General features: G+C 42.3%; 11 protein-coding genes. 6 read left to right on the forward strand and 5 right to left on the reverse strand.

Features of this window, described 5'->3' with window-relative positions; all coding sequences use genetic code 11:
* Positions 1-5: 5 nt before the first annotated feature.
* The 3 genes from AYR53_RS09125 to mvk form a co-directional block, all read right to left on the reverse strand.
* Positions 6-1079, reverse strand: coding sequence for a phosphomevalonate kinase (locus tag AYR53_RS09125; protein ID WP_068280642.1), 1074 nt, complete (start codon positions 1077-1079; stop codon positions 6-8).
* Positions 1080-1172: 93 nt separating this feature from the next.
* Positions 1173-2144, reverse strand: coding sequence for a diphosphomevalonate decarboxylase (mvaD, locus tag AYR53_RS09130; RefSeq protein ID WP_068280639.1), 972 nt, complete (start codon positions 2142-2144; stop codon positions 1173-1175).
* Entirely contained in the window at positions 2144-3106 is a 963-nt protein-coding gene (mvk, locus tag AYR53_RS09135; RefSeq protein ID WP_068280636.1) for a mevalonate kinase, read from the reverse strand. The genes mvaD and mvk overlap by 1 nt, the downstream gene beginning before the upstream one ends.
* A 224-nt stretch (positions 3107-3330) precedes the next feature.
* Here mvk and AYR53_RS09140 point away from each other — a divergent pair, with 224 nt between their 5' ends.
* From AYR53_RS09140 to nth, 6 genes are all read left to right on the forward strand, one after another.
* A complete protein-coding gene (locus tag AYR53_RS09140) occupies positions 3331-6135 on the forward strand; it encodes a helicase C-terminal domain-containing protein (protein WP_068280633.1) in 2805 nt (934 codons plus the stop codon).
* Positions 6136-6213: 78 nt separating this feature from the next.
* On the forward strand, positions 6214-6708 hold the full coding sequence (locus AYR53_RS09145) for a cell wall elongation regulator TseB-like domain-containing protein (RefSeq protein ID WP_068224296.1): 495 nt from the start codon (positions 6214-6216) through the stop codon (positions 6706-6708).
* Positions 6709-6726: 18 nt separating this feature from the next.
* Positions 6727-7914, forward strand: a complete 1188-nt coding sequence (locus AYR53_RS09150; RefSeq protein WP_068224293.1) for a pyridoxal phosphate-dependent aminotransferase — start codon at positions 6727-6729, stop codon at positions 7912-7914.
* Between the two features lie 23 nt (positions 7915-7937).
* Positions 7938-9236 (forward strand): asparagine--tRNA ligase, encoded by a 1299-nt coding sequence (asnS, locus tag AYR53_RS09155; RefSeq protein WP_068280630.1) that lies wholly within the window; start codon positions 7938-7940, stop codon positions 9234-9236.
* 180 nt (positions 9237-9416) lie between these two features.
* The gene (locus AYR53_RS09160; protein WP_068224288.1) at positions 9417-10148 is read left to right on the forward strand and encodes a DnaD domain-containing protein; all 732 of its coding nucleotides are present in this window, start codon (positions 9417-9419) and stop codon (positions 10146-10148) included.
* Between the two features lie 12 nt (positions 10149-10160).
* On the forward strand, positions 10161-10811 hold the full coding sequence (gene nth, locus AYR53_RS09165; protein WP_068280627.1) for an endonuclease III: 651 nt from the start codon (positions 10161-10163) through the stop codon (positions 10809-10811).
* A 175-nt stretch (positions 10812-10986) separates the two neighbouring features.
* Here the strand turns inward: nth and AYR53_RS09170 are convergent, their stop codons facing one another.
* Positions 10987-13323, reverse strand: a complete 2337-nt coding sequence (locus AYR53_RS09170; RefSeq protein WP_068280624.1) for a PBP1A family penicillin-binding protein — start codon at positions 13321-13323, stop codon at positions 10987-10989.
* Positions 13313-13960 (reverse strand): Holliday junction resolvase RecU, encoded by a 648-nt coding sequence (gene recU, locus AYR53_RS09175; RefSeq protein ID WP_068224281.1) that lies wholly within the window; start codon positions 13958-13960, stop codon positions 13313-13315. Before recU ends, AYR53_RS09170 begins: the two co-directional genes overlap by 11 nt.
* Between the last annotated feature and the right edge of the window lie 68 nt (positions 13961-14028).

Below are 14028 nucleotides of genomic sequence, written 5' to 3' on the forward strand. Positions count from 1 at the left end.
TTATATTATAAAGTCACGTTATGCACAGCCAAATTTAATCGTTCAATCCCATTATCAACCCAATTTTGGGCCAACTCTTCTGTTGCCAGGCTTTTATTAAGGATGGCAATGCCACAGTCACCACCACCGGCACCGGAAGTTTTTGCTGCACCTCCGAGACCTTCAGCCAAATTACACATCTTTTGTAGAAGTGGCGTTTCAATCGAAACGTGGCTAAAGGAACTCAAGGTGTGTAATAATTCTCGATTTCTCCGAATTTGTTGCTGAATTAAAGTTAAGTCTTTAGTTTTAAAGCCAACAATCATTTGCTTGATGCACTGTTCACTATTTTGAAGAAAACGTTGGTAATCCTGCCGCTTTTTTGCCTTTGCAATCGTGATTTTATCAACCAATTGCGAAGTTGAAGCAGGCGAACCAGTCCACCCAATCATTAATTTCAGATTATCTGGGGGTGTTAACAGATCGATATTTAGTTGGGGCCACGCCATGGCCAATAAATCGTGTAAGCTGGTTTCCCGGCGCATTGCTTCTAGCCAACCACGATCAAAGGCCTGGTAGGCAATCCAGCCGCCGTAAACGCTGGCAGCAATATCGCCTAAAGAACCATTGCCCTGAACATCTAAGTGGGCAATGGCGGCCAATTTATAGAGCTTATCCTTAGTAATCGGTAACTCATAAAAATCCAGTAAGGCCTTAACCGTAGCGACCGTCACGGCAGCGGAACTACCCAAGCCGTATTTTTTACCATCTTCAGAATCCAGTTCACTGTTGATGTGCAAATGATAAAGGGTTAGGTGCTTACCCATTTCTAAAGCGTACCTTTCGGTTAAATGGATGGCGGATAAAATATAGTGAAAAGGATTATCCCGGTTATCAAATACCATTTTGTCGCCCTGTCGTAACCAATAAATGGAATTTTCTTGGTACTGTTTTGAAACAATACTCCCGTAGTCCTCACTTTTTTCAATTGTAACCGTTACAAATTGATTTAGTGCAACAATAATCGCGGGTAAACCAGTCTCAACAACTGCGTATTCGCCCGCAATATAAAGTTTGCCAGGGGCCTGAGCCGTTATCAAACAATCATTTCCTTTCGCACCACTTGGGAGCTTTTTAATTTATGGGTGTCTTAAAAAGGTAATTAGAATTTGCTTTTTAAAGCACTGCTTAATTTAAAGATACTGAACGCCTGGACCAGGTTTGGCAACTAATAATTGCTGTTGGTCAAAAAAGTGACCTAACCGTTCTAGAATTGCGGGCGTTTCTTTTGCCGAACAAATAACCTTGATGTTTGGCCCCGCATCCATAGTATAATAACAAGAATATCCATCCTGACGCAAGTTTTGAATAACCTGCATTGCCGTCAGACTTTTTGGCTCAAAGTAAGTGAAGGGTGGGTTGGCGCTAAGGGTTGTCGCGTGCATCTTCATTGCGTTACTCTCAGCAATTTGACCAATTAAATTTATATCTTTTTTAAGAATTGCTTGCTTCATTCCTATTAAGTCGGCGTTAGCTGCTTTTACCCAAGCCGGGTAGTAGGGGGAAGTTGCAACGACTTCCGCCATCCCAGAACGGCTGGATACGCGCTTTTGCTGATTATTTAAAACAATCGCAATCATCTGGATATCGAAATCGACTTCTTCGCTAAAAGGAATAGCCAATGAGGTCTGATCGTCATGACCTTGTTGCCATTCAACGAAACCACCATAAATAGAGCGTGTGGCCGAACCAGAACCACGCCGGGCCAAGCGAGAAAGTGCCGGGCGTTCAAGCCGCAAACCAGCAGCACGGCTGGCAGCAGCGGCCAAGGCGGCAAAGCCGGAAGCCGAGGAGGCTAGCCCAGCCGCAGTGGGAACGTGATTAGTTGAATCGACGTAAGCGAATTGCTGACAGTGAGCCTGTTGCCGAATAAGGTTGAGAAAATGGCTAATACGTTCAGCGGCAGGGCCAGTTAATTGCTGCTCGTCTAACTGAATTTGATCCTGCTGTAATTTAGGTGAAAACTGAACAGTAGTGTCAGTGTAAAACTGATCCAAAGTAAGCGATAAACTACTGTTTTGCGGAATAATTAATTTCTGGTCTAACTTGCCCCAGTATTTAATTAAAGCAATATTTGTGTGAGCTCGTGCAGTAACGGCCGTCATTAATTTTGCACCTCATTTGCAGCGTTGAGATGGGCCAGTGGTTGCAACCAAGTTTGGGTAGCACCAGCCGTTGTTAAAACGTCAATTAAATGGGTTGCTGTGGCCTTATCCGGGGCAAGGACAATAATACAGCCACCACGGCCACCACCGGTTAATTTGGTTCCAAGACTACCATTATGTTGAGCCAAAAAAACGAGATGATCGATTGTATCGTTACTGACACCTAGTGTTTGTAAAATTATTTGGGCGTGAGACAAGCATGTTCCCAAAGTAGTTAATTGATTATTAGCCAGGGCATCCCGCGCAGTCACTGCAAGAGCACCCAATTGCTTCATAAAGACATCGGTTTCTTGGGGAAAGTCAGCAAGCCGATCACGAACAGTTGCGACCGCGGGACCAGTTTGTCCCTTCATACCACTATCGGCGATGACCAAATAACCTGAGGCATTAATCGGTAAATTGTGACTCTGTTCACCACGGACAAACCAAATTGGGGCGTGGGCACTAGTTGTTGCGGCGTCCATCCCGCTAGGATTACCGTGGGTAACGGTCTCTGCCACGTTAGCTAGCCTTAACAAAGTAGCTCGGTTAAGTGGTTGCTCAAAATAAGCGTAAAGGCTACGAATGATAGCAATTGCTGCTGCGGCCGAAGAACCCATGCCCCGTTCAGAGGGAATAGCACTCTTAATTGTTAATTTAAAGTTGGCGTTTGTTTGGTTAAGCTGTTGAAGAACAGTCAAAATTAATTTTTTGACACCTGCCAAATTCTTGTAAGCACGTTGCAATGGTCCTGTATAATAATTACTGTCAATATACTGACCAGATTGAATTGGTGTTGTGCTAGCGGTTAATTGGATTGATGTTAACGGAATTACAATTGCCGGTTGGCCGTAAACGGCCGAATGCTCACCAATTAAGATGATTTTTGCATTGCTAACACCAATACCTTCTGCTAAAGTCATATTGCCACTCTTTTCCGTAAAATTAGTTGTTGTATAAGACAACTTAACATAAACAGTTTAAACATTGTCACAATGTTTGTAAATACTTAGTCGTAAATGTCTGAAGCGCTTTCGTTAATTTAATGGTTAATTGTGACGGTAATCTGCTAGTATGTGTTGTCCAACTAGTCCATAAAATGCTACTATTTGGTTAGAAAATTTAGAAAAGAGACTTTGGTGCAAATATGAATGAAGATACCATTTACGCCGTTGTAGATTTGGAAACAACGGGTACCAGCGTTAAATCTGGTGACCGAATTATCCAATTTGGCTGTGTTTTAGTTCAACACCATAAAATTATTAATCGCCTAGCAACAGACGTTAATCCTGAACAACCGCTACCTAAGGTAATTACTAGCTTAACCCACCTGACGGAAACACGACTGCACCAGGCCCCTTTATTTGAGGATGTGGCGCCGACAATCGTCAATTTATTGCGCGGTTGTGTTTTTGTTGCCCATAACATTAATTTTGACTATCCTTTTTTAAACGCTGAATTAGTACGGGTGGGTCAGGAACCACTAGAGCTGGAGGGCGTTGATACCGTTGATCTAGCGCAAATTCTATTACCAACGAGTACGAGCTTTAAGCTAACGGACTTGGCGCGCTATTTAAATTTAACCCATGATAATCCACACCAGGCCGATAGTGACGCACTGGTAACGGCCAAATTATTTATTACTTTAAGCAAACGACTACAGCAGTTACCCTTCGTAACCCAACAGCGTTTGGCCAAGTGCTCAACCAGCTTAACGCGAGAAACCGGCCGTTTTTTTGCATTGAGTGCTCAGCAAGCGGAACAGCACCCGCAGGCATTACCTGACTATCTCTTCATCAAGGCGGGGTTAGCCTTACGTAAAACAACCGTTCCACTAACGCACTTAACTAACCAGCTAGGTAGTTATCCAGAAACTGAACAACTGAAGAAGCAATTATTTAAACCACTATTGAAGTGGCGTAAAACGCAAAGCAATATGATGGATCTGATTTATACCAATTATACGCAGAAAGGGCAAGGTATGCTGTTGGAAGCCGCTACTGGTTTGGGTAAATCATTGGGTTATTTACTTCCTTTTGCCTACTTAATCAGTAGTCAGAAACAATTGGTGGTCTCTACGGCAACAACTATTCTACAGGATCAATTTGCGGATCAAACTGTTCCGTTACTTAATCAACTATTAAAAACTGATTTACAAGTTGCGACAGTTAAGAGCGCTCGCCACTATTTGGATTTGAATAAATTTAGCCAGGTCATTATTGTGGATGAAAAGGTTAAGCAAATTCAGTTATTGAAAATGAAATTGTTGGTATGGTTAACGATGACCCAAACTGGTGACTTAGAAGAGCTACATTTGACCACTTACCAATCACCACTTTTCGGAACTGTCAGTCATCAAAATGGTGATCAGTTTGCGCCGGGAATCACATTTTACGAAGAGGATTTTTTACGTCGCCAGCAAGAACGACAAAAGGTGGCCGATGTCTTGGTAACTAACCACGCCTACCTCAGTCAGCACGCCACCGATTTTAAGAATCAACCTTACTTGGTTATTGATGAAGCACAGAATTTTGCCGGAGCAGCCATGCAGGCGGGTAGCCGACAATTTATTTTTGCGGCAGTTTACCAAACCATTAAAAATTTGCGTAAGTTATTGAATTCTAAGCACGAAAAGAAAACTTTGCCGCCATTATTTCAGGAAGATGCCGTGGCACTTTACAATATAACTTCATTAGATTTTGGTTTAGGTGAATTGGAAGGCTTACTGACTCAATTGCAGGAAAGTCTCTACCAAAATTTTGTGCTCAAGCACGTCAAAAAAACGGCTCGGATTGGTTACTTAGAAGTTCCTTTAACAGCGGGCTTACAGTCTTGGTACCAGGACTGGCAACGCCAATTGACTAAAATAGATCAGTTATTAACGGATAATTTATTCTTGACTAGTAAAATTATTCAGTCTTTTAATCGGCAGAGTGAACGCTGGTTGCCACGTGATTACGCCTTGTTATTACGTTTTAGTAACGAGGCAAATCATTTAACCACTGCCCAGCAAACTTGGCAACAAATGTTAGCAAGTTTAGAGCTGGTTCAACCTGAGCCAAACTTAATTTGGTTATCATTACGGGATTATAGCGATAGTCGTAGTCTTAGTATTCACGTTAGCCTGCTAGATGTCTCGCCAGTAATGACCGCATTAGCGGCAAACTTCGAATCGCCCGTGTATACGGGTGCGACTTTAAGTATTAAGCGTGATTTTAGTTTCTTTAAGCAACAACTTGGTCTATCCAGGACAGAATTAATTGAAAAACGTTTTGCCAGTCCTTTTCGTTATAAACGCCAGGCACGATTATATTTAACGACGGACAGCCCAGCAATCAAGAACAGTACCCACGTGGATTACGTGACCTATCTTGCGTCTGCCATCTATCGCCTAACTAAGGACAACCGGCGGCAGACATTAGTTCTGTTTAATTCATTACAAATGATTAATGATGTTTACCATGCCTTGTTGGCAAGTGATTTAGGAAATGATCATGAACTTTTTGCCCAAGGAGTAACAGGAAGTCGGGAACGAATTACCAAGCGCTTTCAATTAAGCCAGGGTGGTATTTTACTCGGGGCAAGTAGTTTTTGGACGGGCATTGATTTGCCGAATGAGGCCTTAGAACAACTTATCATGACTCGTTTACCATTTGATTCTCCTGATGGCTTGTTGGCGAAGGTACGTTACCACCAATTAGAAGCGCAAAACTTGAATCCATTTATTAATGATGTGTTACCTAAAGCAACTTTACGTTTACGGCAGGGGTTTGGTCGCCTGATTCGGACGAATACTGATCGTGGGGTTCTAGTGATTCTTGATAACCGGGTCTTGACAACAACTTACGGCAAAAAAATGTTAAAGGCACTACCAACTGGCCTACCGCAGATTAAGGCCGACTTGGCGGAGGTAGTTCCGGCCATCGATGCTTTTTTTAAAAATAACCCTTAATTTTTTTTGAAGGCGGTAATCAGAAAATAAAATCTGCTATAATATGGGATGTATCTTTAGACTAAGAAGGAGCGGCAAATGCGAGAACAGTGGAAACGAAAACGTTGGCAGCCTTACGCCTTAATTGGGTTGTTAGTGGTAATTTTGTTAAGCGGCTTTCTAGTCTTTCACGAGGCTAATAAGCCAGTGGCGACGGCTCAGGATGAGGCGGTGGGTTTAGCCAAGAAATACGCACACTTAAAAACAGTGGACCATTTTTATTGGTTTAACCGGCAAAAGAGCTATTTTACCGTAGCGGGAACAACACAGGATAATACGCGTGTTTACGTGATTATTGCTCAAAAAGGGGGTAAGATTCGGGTCATCCATCAAGCTGATGGATTGAGTCGAAATGCCGCTTTAAAGCAAGTTTGGCAAAAGCGTTCACCGAAGAAAGTTTATAATATCAATTTAGGACTCTATCAGGGGCAACCTGCTTGGGAAGTTTCTTATCGGGAGAAAAATGGTCAATTAGGTTACGAAACGCTTGCTTTTAAAAATGGTAAGCAATTGAAATTAGTCGAAAATTTATAAGGTTGGGAAGTGGCAAGTATGGCATTATCACGTAAGGTTCAACAGGTTCAGCCATCAGCAACGCTGGCCATGTCTAGTAAAACAAAGGAAATGATTGCAAAGGGGATTGACGTGATTAATCTTTCCATTGGGGAACCAGATTTTACAACGCCAAAGGCAATCGGGGATGCAGCAATCGCAGCAATCAACTCTGGCAAAGCAAGCTTTTATACGCCAGCAGGTGGACTGCCTGAATTAAAGACGGCGATTCGAGCCCGAATTAAAGCAGAAGATGGCGTTGATTATCGGCAAAATCAAGTGATTGTCACGGATGGCGCTAAGTTTGCATTATTTTTAATTTTTCAAGTTATTTTAAATCCTGGTGACAACGTCTTATTGCCAGAACCATTTTGGGTAAGTTACTCAGAACAGGTTCGCTTAGCTGGTGGTCAGCCATTAGCCATTAAGGCAAGTGGCAAGGACCATAAAGTAACGGTGGCAGATCTGGAACAGATGCGGACGCCGCAAACGCAGGCAATGGTCATTAATTCACCTCAAAACCCTTCTGGCCTACTCTATACAGCGGAAGAATTACGGGAATTAGGTAACTGGGCAGTGGCACACGATATTTTAATTGTTGCTGACGATATTTACAGTAACCTAGTTTATAACGGCAATCAGTTTACGTCATTGGTCAGTTTGGGTGAAGCAATTAAAAAGCAGACACTCTTAGTGACCGGCGTTTCTAAAACCTATGCGATGACAGGTTGGCGGATTGGCTACGTTTTAGGTGATCCACAAATTATTAAGGCCATGAATACAGTGGCTAGTCACGCAACGGGTAATCCGGCGGCAGTTAGTCAGTACGCTGCCTTGGCAGGCCTTAATGGTGATCAGAAGGATGCTGAAAAAATGCGGTTAGCTTTTGAAAAGCGACTCAATCTCCTTTACCCGAAAATTCAAAGTCTACCTGGCTTTGAAATTGAGACCAAGCCGCAGGGAGCTTTCTACATTTTCCCGAAGGTTAAACAAGCGGTTGCTCAATGTGGTTATTCAACAACTGAGGAATTTGTTGAAGCCTTACTTGAGGAAGCTCACGTTGCAGTAGTATCCGGGCGTTCTTTTGGGCAACCCGATTACATTCGGATCAGTTACGCAACGGATCAGGCGTCATTAGATGAGGCTTACAAACGAACCAAAGATTTTTTGGAAACAAAAAGTAAGTAATAACAGAGTTAGGGGAATTTTAAATGGTTGAACAGATTAGTATTATTGACGCTAAAGAACACGTCAATGAACAGGTTAAAATTGGTGCTTGGCTAACGGATAAACGCTCAAGCGGCAAAATTGCTTTTCTACAATTACGTGACGGGACGGCCTATTTTCAGGGCGTTTTGGTCAAAAGTGCAGTTTCTGAAGAAATTTTCCAGTTGGCCAAGGAACTCCATCAAGAAGCGAGCTTGTGGATCTACGGTGAAATTCATCAGGATACGCGCTCTAAATTTGGCTATGAAATTGAGATTTCCAATTTGGAGTTAGTTGGAGAAAGTCATGATTATCCAATTACGCCAAAAGAACACGGTGTCGATTTTTTGATGGATCACCGGCACCTGTGGCTGCGCTCGACACGACCTCACGCCATTTTGAAGATTCGTAACGAGGTCATTCGGGCAACTTACCAATTTTATAACGATCGAGAATTCACTAAGATTGATGCACCAATTCTAACGGGTAGTGCACCTGAAGGAACCACTGAACTATTTCATACTGAATATTTTGGTCGGGATGCCTATCTATCTCAAAGTGGGCAATTATATGAAGAAGCTGGAGCCATGGCGTTTGGCAAAGTCTTTTCGTTTGGGCCAACTTTTCGTGCTGAAGAATCTAAAACACGCCGGCATTTAATCGAATTCTGGATGATTGAACCAGAAATGGCCTTTATGCACCAAGAAGAAAGTTTAAAAATTCAAGAAGAATACGTCGCCTATTTGGTTCAAAACGTTTTGGATCATTGTGACTATGAACTGGATGTTTTAGGCCGGGATAAGGAAGTTTTACGGCGTTACACTAAGTTGCCTTATAATCGAATTACGTATGATGAAGCAATTAAAATGTTGCAAAAGGGTGGCCTTGACGCCGACTGGGGCCTTGATTTTGGTTCGCCAGAAGAGACTTATTTGGCCGATCAGTTTGAACAGCCTGTTTTCGTTTTAAACTACCCGAAGGCAATCAAACCATTTTACATGAAACCTCACCCAACACGGGATGATGTCGTCATTTGTGCTGATTTATTAGCGCCGGAAGGTTATGGTGAAATCATTGGCGGTAGTGAACGTGCTACTGACTACAATTATTTATTAGCGCAGATTAAGGCTGCTGGGCTGGATCCAAAAGAATATGAATGGTACCTTGATCTACGCAAATACGGTAGTGTGCCACATTCTGGTTTTGGACTTGGTTTAGAGCGAGCAATCGTCTGGATTTGTGGCATTGACCATGTACGTGAGGCAATTCCGTTCCCTAGATTATTAAATCGAATTTACCCGTAAGTTTTTAGTCAGCTGAATTGATTTTTAGTTAGATAATTTATAAAATACAGGCGCGAAGCAAAAGATCGTTTATTTTAGCGTAATGATGGATAAAAGACAGAATTTTACTGTTTTTTATTGGACACGCTAGTTAATTCTTTTGTTTCGCGTTCTTTAGACAAATAAAAAAGGATGAAGAATATGGCAGAGGCCAACTTTATGCATCAATTTATTAATGCTGGCGAAACAGCAATTTCTAATTTGTTGTTAGCTCATTTTCACGAGCTTGGTCTAACTAACGATGAATTTTTACTTTATTTACAATTGGAAAGTTTTCATTCTGGTGGCAATGATTTTCCAGATATGACGATGGTTGCCGATCGTTTACACTTGGCAACCTCACAGGTTTATCAAATGTTGCACCGACTGATTCAAAAAAAAGTTCTGGAAATTCAGACCTCACAAGATAAATCAGGTCGCAGTCAAGATCATTACGATTTTTCATTGCTGTACGATAAATTGGCCACTTTATCATTACAACAAACGCAGCAGGTTGCCACTGCAAAAAAAGATGATAGTCGGCAGAAATTATTTGAAGCGATTGAGGCTGAGTTCGGCCGGCCACTGTCACCAATTGAATTGGAAACGATTGGCGCCTGGCTGGATGAAGATCACTACCAACCTGAGGTAATCGAATTAGCATTACGGGAGGCCGTTTTGAATCAGGCTTATAGTCTTAAGTACATGGATCGAATTTTATTAAGCTGGGAACGAAAGCACTTGACAACTAAACAGCAGATTCAACAGGAAAAGCAGAAACGAACGCAACGTGATTCAAATGCGAAACAACCAGCTAACACTACTAATAATGGACCACAAATTCCGATGTATAATTGGGCCGATCCTGATGAGCAATCTGGATCAAAAGAATAGGGAGATGATGTGGTGTTATCTAAAACTAAAACACAGTATGCTGTTAAGGTAATGGGAGAAATGTTTCCTGATGCGCGGCCATCGTTACGTGCGGCAAGTCCGTTTCAATATTTGGTTTCGGTGATGTTAAGCGCCCAGGCAACGGATATTTCAGTTAATAAGGTAACCCCACAACTCTTTAAACATTTTCCGACAGCGATTGAAATGGCCGCGGCGACCGAAACGGCTATTCAGCAGGATATTCATTCAATTGGCTTGTACCGAAATAAGGCGAAGCACATAAAGGCGACTAGTCAGGCGCTTTTGGTTAACTTTGCGGGGGTTGTCCCGAGCAATCGGCAAGATTTAATGAGTCTACCCGGTGTTGGTCGAAAAACTGCCGATGTGGTTCTGGCCGATGCGTTTGCTGAACCAGCATTTGCGGTGGATACACATGTTGAACGGGTGACCAAGCGGTTACACATGGTTCCGCAAAAGGCATCCGTTCTAGAAGTTGAGCAGTTGATGATGCAAAAACTACCTAAAGAAAAGTGGATTACGGCTCACCACCGAATGATTTATTTTGGCCGCTATCAGTGTCTTGCGCGGGCGCCAAAGTGTACAACGTGCCCATTACTATCCGTTTGCCTAGCTGGGCAACAGCGTTTGGCTAAGGCAAAATAAGTTCTGTGTGCTATTGTTGTTTCTAAAATAGCCAAAAAGGAAGGGAGTGTGACAAAAGTCGGTTTTGGGTTTACTGCGTAACGTAAATCCAGACTTTTGGCGCACGTTCTAGAGCAATGTTCGGAAACAGTAAGAGGCCAGGACTTTTGTCCTGGCCTCTTACTGTTTAGTTATTTTATTGCTGCGAATTAGTCTCCGGCTGTGCTACTGAAGCAGTGTTTTGTTCGGCGCTGCTTTCGGATTGTGCTGGTTGGGAACTACTTTCAGCAACGCTTGATTGGCTACTGGATTCAGAAGAACTACTACTTTCGGTGCTGCTACTTTCAGGTTGACTGCTGGATTCCGCAGAACTGCTGCTAGAGCTGGATGGTTGCTCACTTGAAGAAGACGAGCTCATAAAGCTGCTGCTGTAGCCACTACTACTGCTACGACTGACGCTTTTAGACGTTTTCTTAGGTTGGGTACCGCGAACAAATAGTTCCTTGGTAATCGTGCTACTACTTGTTCCAGATCCCGCAATTTGAGCCGGATTAGAACCCTTGAGAATATTCTCGGTAATGACACTACTTGGTTTGATCCAGTCGCTATTTGAAGCCCCTGTACTGGTCATGGCGTAGGACATTAGCGATTGATAGATGCTACCAGCAATCCGTTGATCAGTGGCATCTAAGCCGTGTTGTTGTGGCTGATCATAACCTGTCCAAACGGAGATTGCGTAGTCAGGCGTATAGCCAGTAAACCAAGAATCCTTCGACATACTACTAGAAATATTCGTATTATTTTGTAATTCGGCCGTTGAATAATTAGTTGTGCCGGTTTTACCAGCCTGGTGGACACCGCTAATACTAGCGTTAGTTCCAGTACCATCAGTGATAACGTCCTTTAGTACATCGGTAATCATATAGGCTGTTGATTTCTTCATTGCCCGTTTACCTGAAGCATCAAATGAAAGTGTTGTTCCGTCAGGCTTCTCAACTTTATTAATCAAGTAAGGCTTGTAATAGGTGCCACCATTAGCAAAGGCAGCGTAGGCCGCGGATTCCTGTAGGGAAGAGACCTCAGCACCAATTGCGTTCTGTAAAGTTAAGGGCTGTTTAGGGGTAATACCAAGACCCTTTAGAAATTCACCACCACGATTGATACCAACTTTGGCCAAAGTTCGAACAGCAGGAACGTTTCTTGACTGTGCTAAAGCCGTCCGTAGTGAAATCTGACCCATATATTTAAAGTCCCAATCATTTAATTGAATATTAGTACCAGGATAAACGTACTTTGTATCGTTTATCTGCTGATAGGTTGAGTAATTTAAATATTCAATTGCTGGACCATAATCTAACATTGGTTTCATCGTTGATCCGTTACTACGACTAGTTTGGACGGCACGGTTTAGGCCTAGTTGAACGTCACCTTGTTTACGACCGCCGATCATGGCCATGACTTTACCATTTTTTACGTTTGTCATAGTAACGCCAGTTTGAAGTAGATCATCAGGAAAATTAACGTAATCATTAGAATTAACAATATTGTACAAGCGTTTTTGAACATCCAGATTTAAATTTGTGTGAATCTTTAGACCACTTGTATAAGGGTTAAGGCCAGTTTTACGTTTAACCTCCGCGATAACTTGACTAACATAAGCGTCAATTGTTGGATCACTTTCGCTCTTTTCACTAGCTTGTGCTTGGGCCTGTGTTTTTAGGCCATCCGTAATTGGCGTGTTTTTAGCCTGATTAGCTTGTTGTTGGGTTAACTTTTTATTTGCCACCATCGATTGCAGAACCGTGTCCCGCCGACTTTTAGCTGCAGTGGGGTTAACGAAAGGATCGTAGGTGGTTGGTGCCTGGGGCATACCTGCGATTAAGGCCAACTGTGGCAGGTTTAGTTGGCTAAGCGATTTACCGTAATAATAATCGGCAGCCGTTCCCATCCCGTAAACACCATTGGCCAGATAAACCTTATTTAAATAAAACTCAAGAATTTGATCCTTAGAGTAGGTACGGTCAACCTTTAACGCGAGCCAAGCTTCTTGGGCCTTACGCTTCAGGGTCTGATCAGAAGACTTAGTAGAGAAGACGGATAACTTGACTAATTGTTGGGTTAAAGTGCTACCGCCTTGTAAACCACTTTCTCCCCGGGCATTAGAAAATGCTGCTCCAACAATCCGAGCCGGATCGATCCCAATATTGGTATAAAAATGACGATCTTCAGTGGACACAACAGCGTCCTTTAAAGTTTGGGGAATTTGGTCACCACTGACATAAGTTCGATTTTCTAAGCCAAGCGTTTTAATCTGGTTACCACTACTATCATAAATGACTGATGAGGATTTACTGGATAACTTAGCGGTGGTTACTTTTGGTGCGCTCATTGCGTAATAAGTGAACAAACCACCACCAAGTAGTATAATGGCGACCACAATAGCGATTAGCCAAAGAAAAATCCGTCTAAAGTAGTGTGGCCTTTTCGGTTTTTGTCGTGAGTTACGGGCGACCCGTGAGTTGTTAGTTGCCATAATGGACTCCTTTACGTGATTCGAGATAATGAATGAGTTGTTCAACTGCGCTAAGATACGGAATTAATGGATTTAAGGCGTAATGAATTTCAAAACCTTCAGTTTCAATTGTTTTTAGTGGAATTGATTTACGACCTTGGACCGTTTCTTGTGTATCCCACGCACGAATTAATGGTGTAGCTGGGTAAACGAACAGTCGCTTTAACGACACAAAACGAATAATTACAAAACAAATACCGTCTTGGCGTAAACAGTGGCGCATATGCTCAATTTGATGTTGGTGAAAGTTCTTTAGTGGGAAACTTGCTTTATTTTTGGTTTCCTTAGCTTCGAAATCCAGATAGTAACCTTTGTAAACACCATTATAATCAGTTGTTGAGGGTTTACGAAAGTAAGCTTCCTTAATGACGGCCGCACTTCTTTTTGGATAATCAACTTTGACAATTTGAATTGGTAATGGTTTTTTATAAACAACGGCGATATCGTGAGCTAGGTAATAACGATTGCTTTCATTTATTTCTTCTTCTAACGACATACCACGATTGTCAAAACGGACTTCTTGGTTTTTGGGTTGCTTTTTTGGGTTGTCTTTGGCATCATTTAAGTAAAGCTTGCCATTAGGATAATGAAATGGCATTTTTATCACACTCCTAGAGCTTTATTATAGCAATTGCGCCGGCCTTTTTAAACTTAATTGAGGAAGTG

The sequence above is a fragment of the Loigolactobacillus backii genome (assembly GCF_001663675.1).
Taxonomy (GTDB): Bacteria; Bacillota; Bacilli; order Lactobacillales; family Lactobacillaceae; genus Loigolactobacillus; species Loigolactobacillus backii.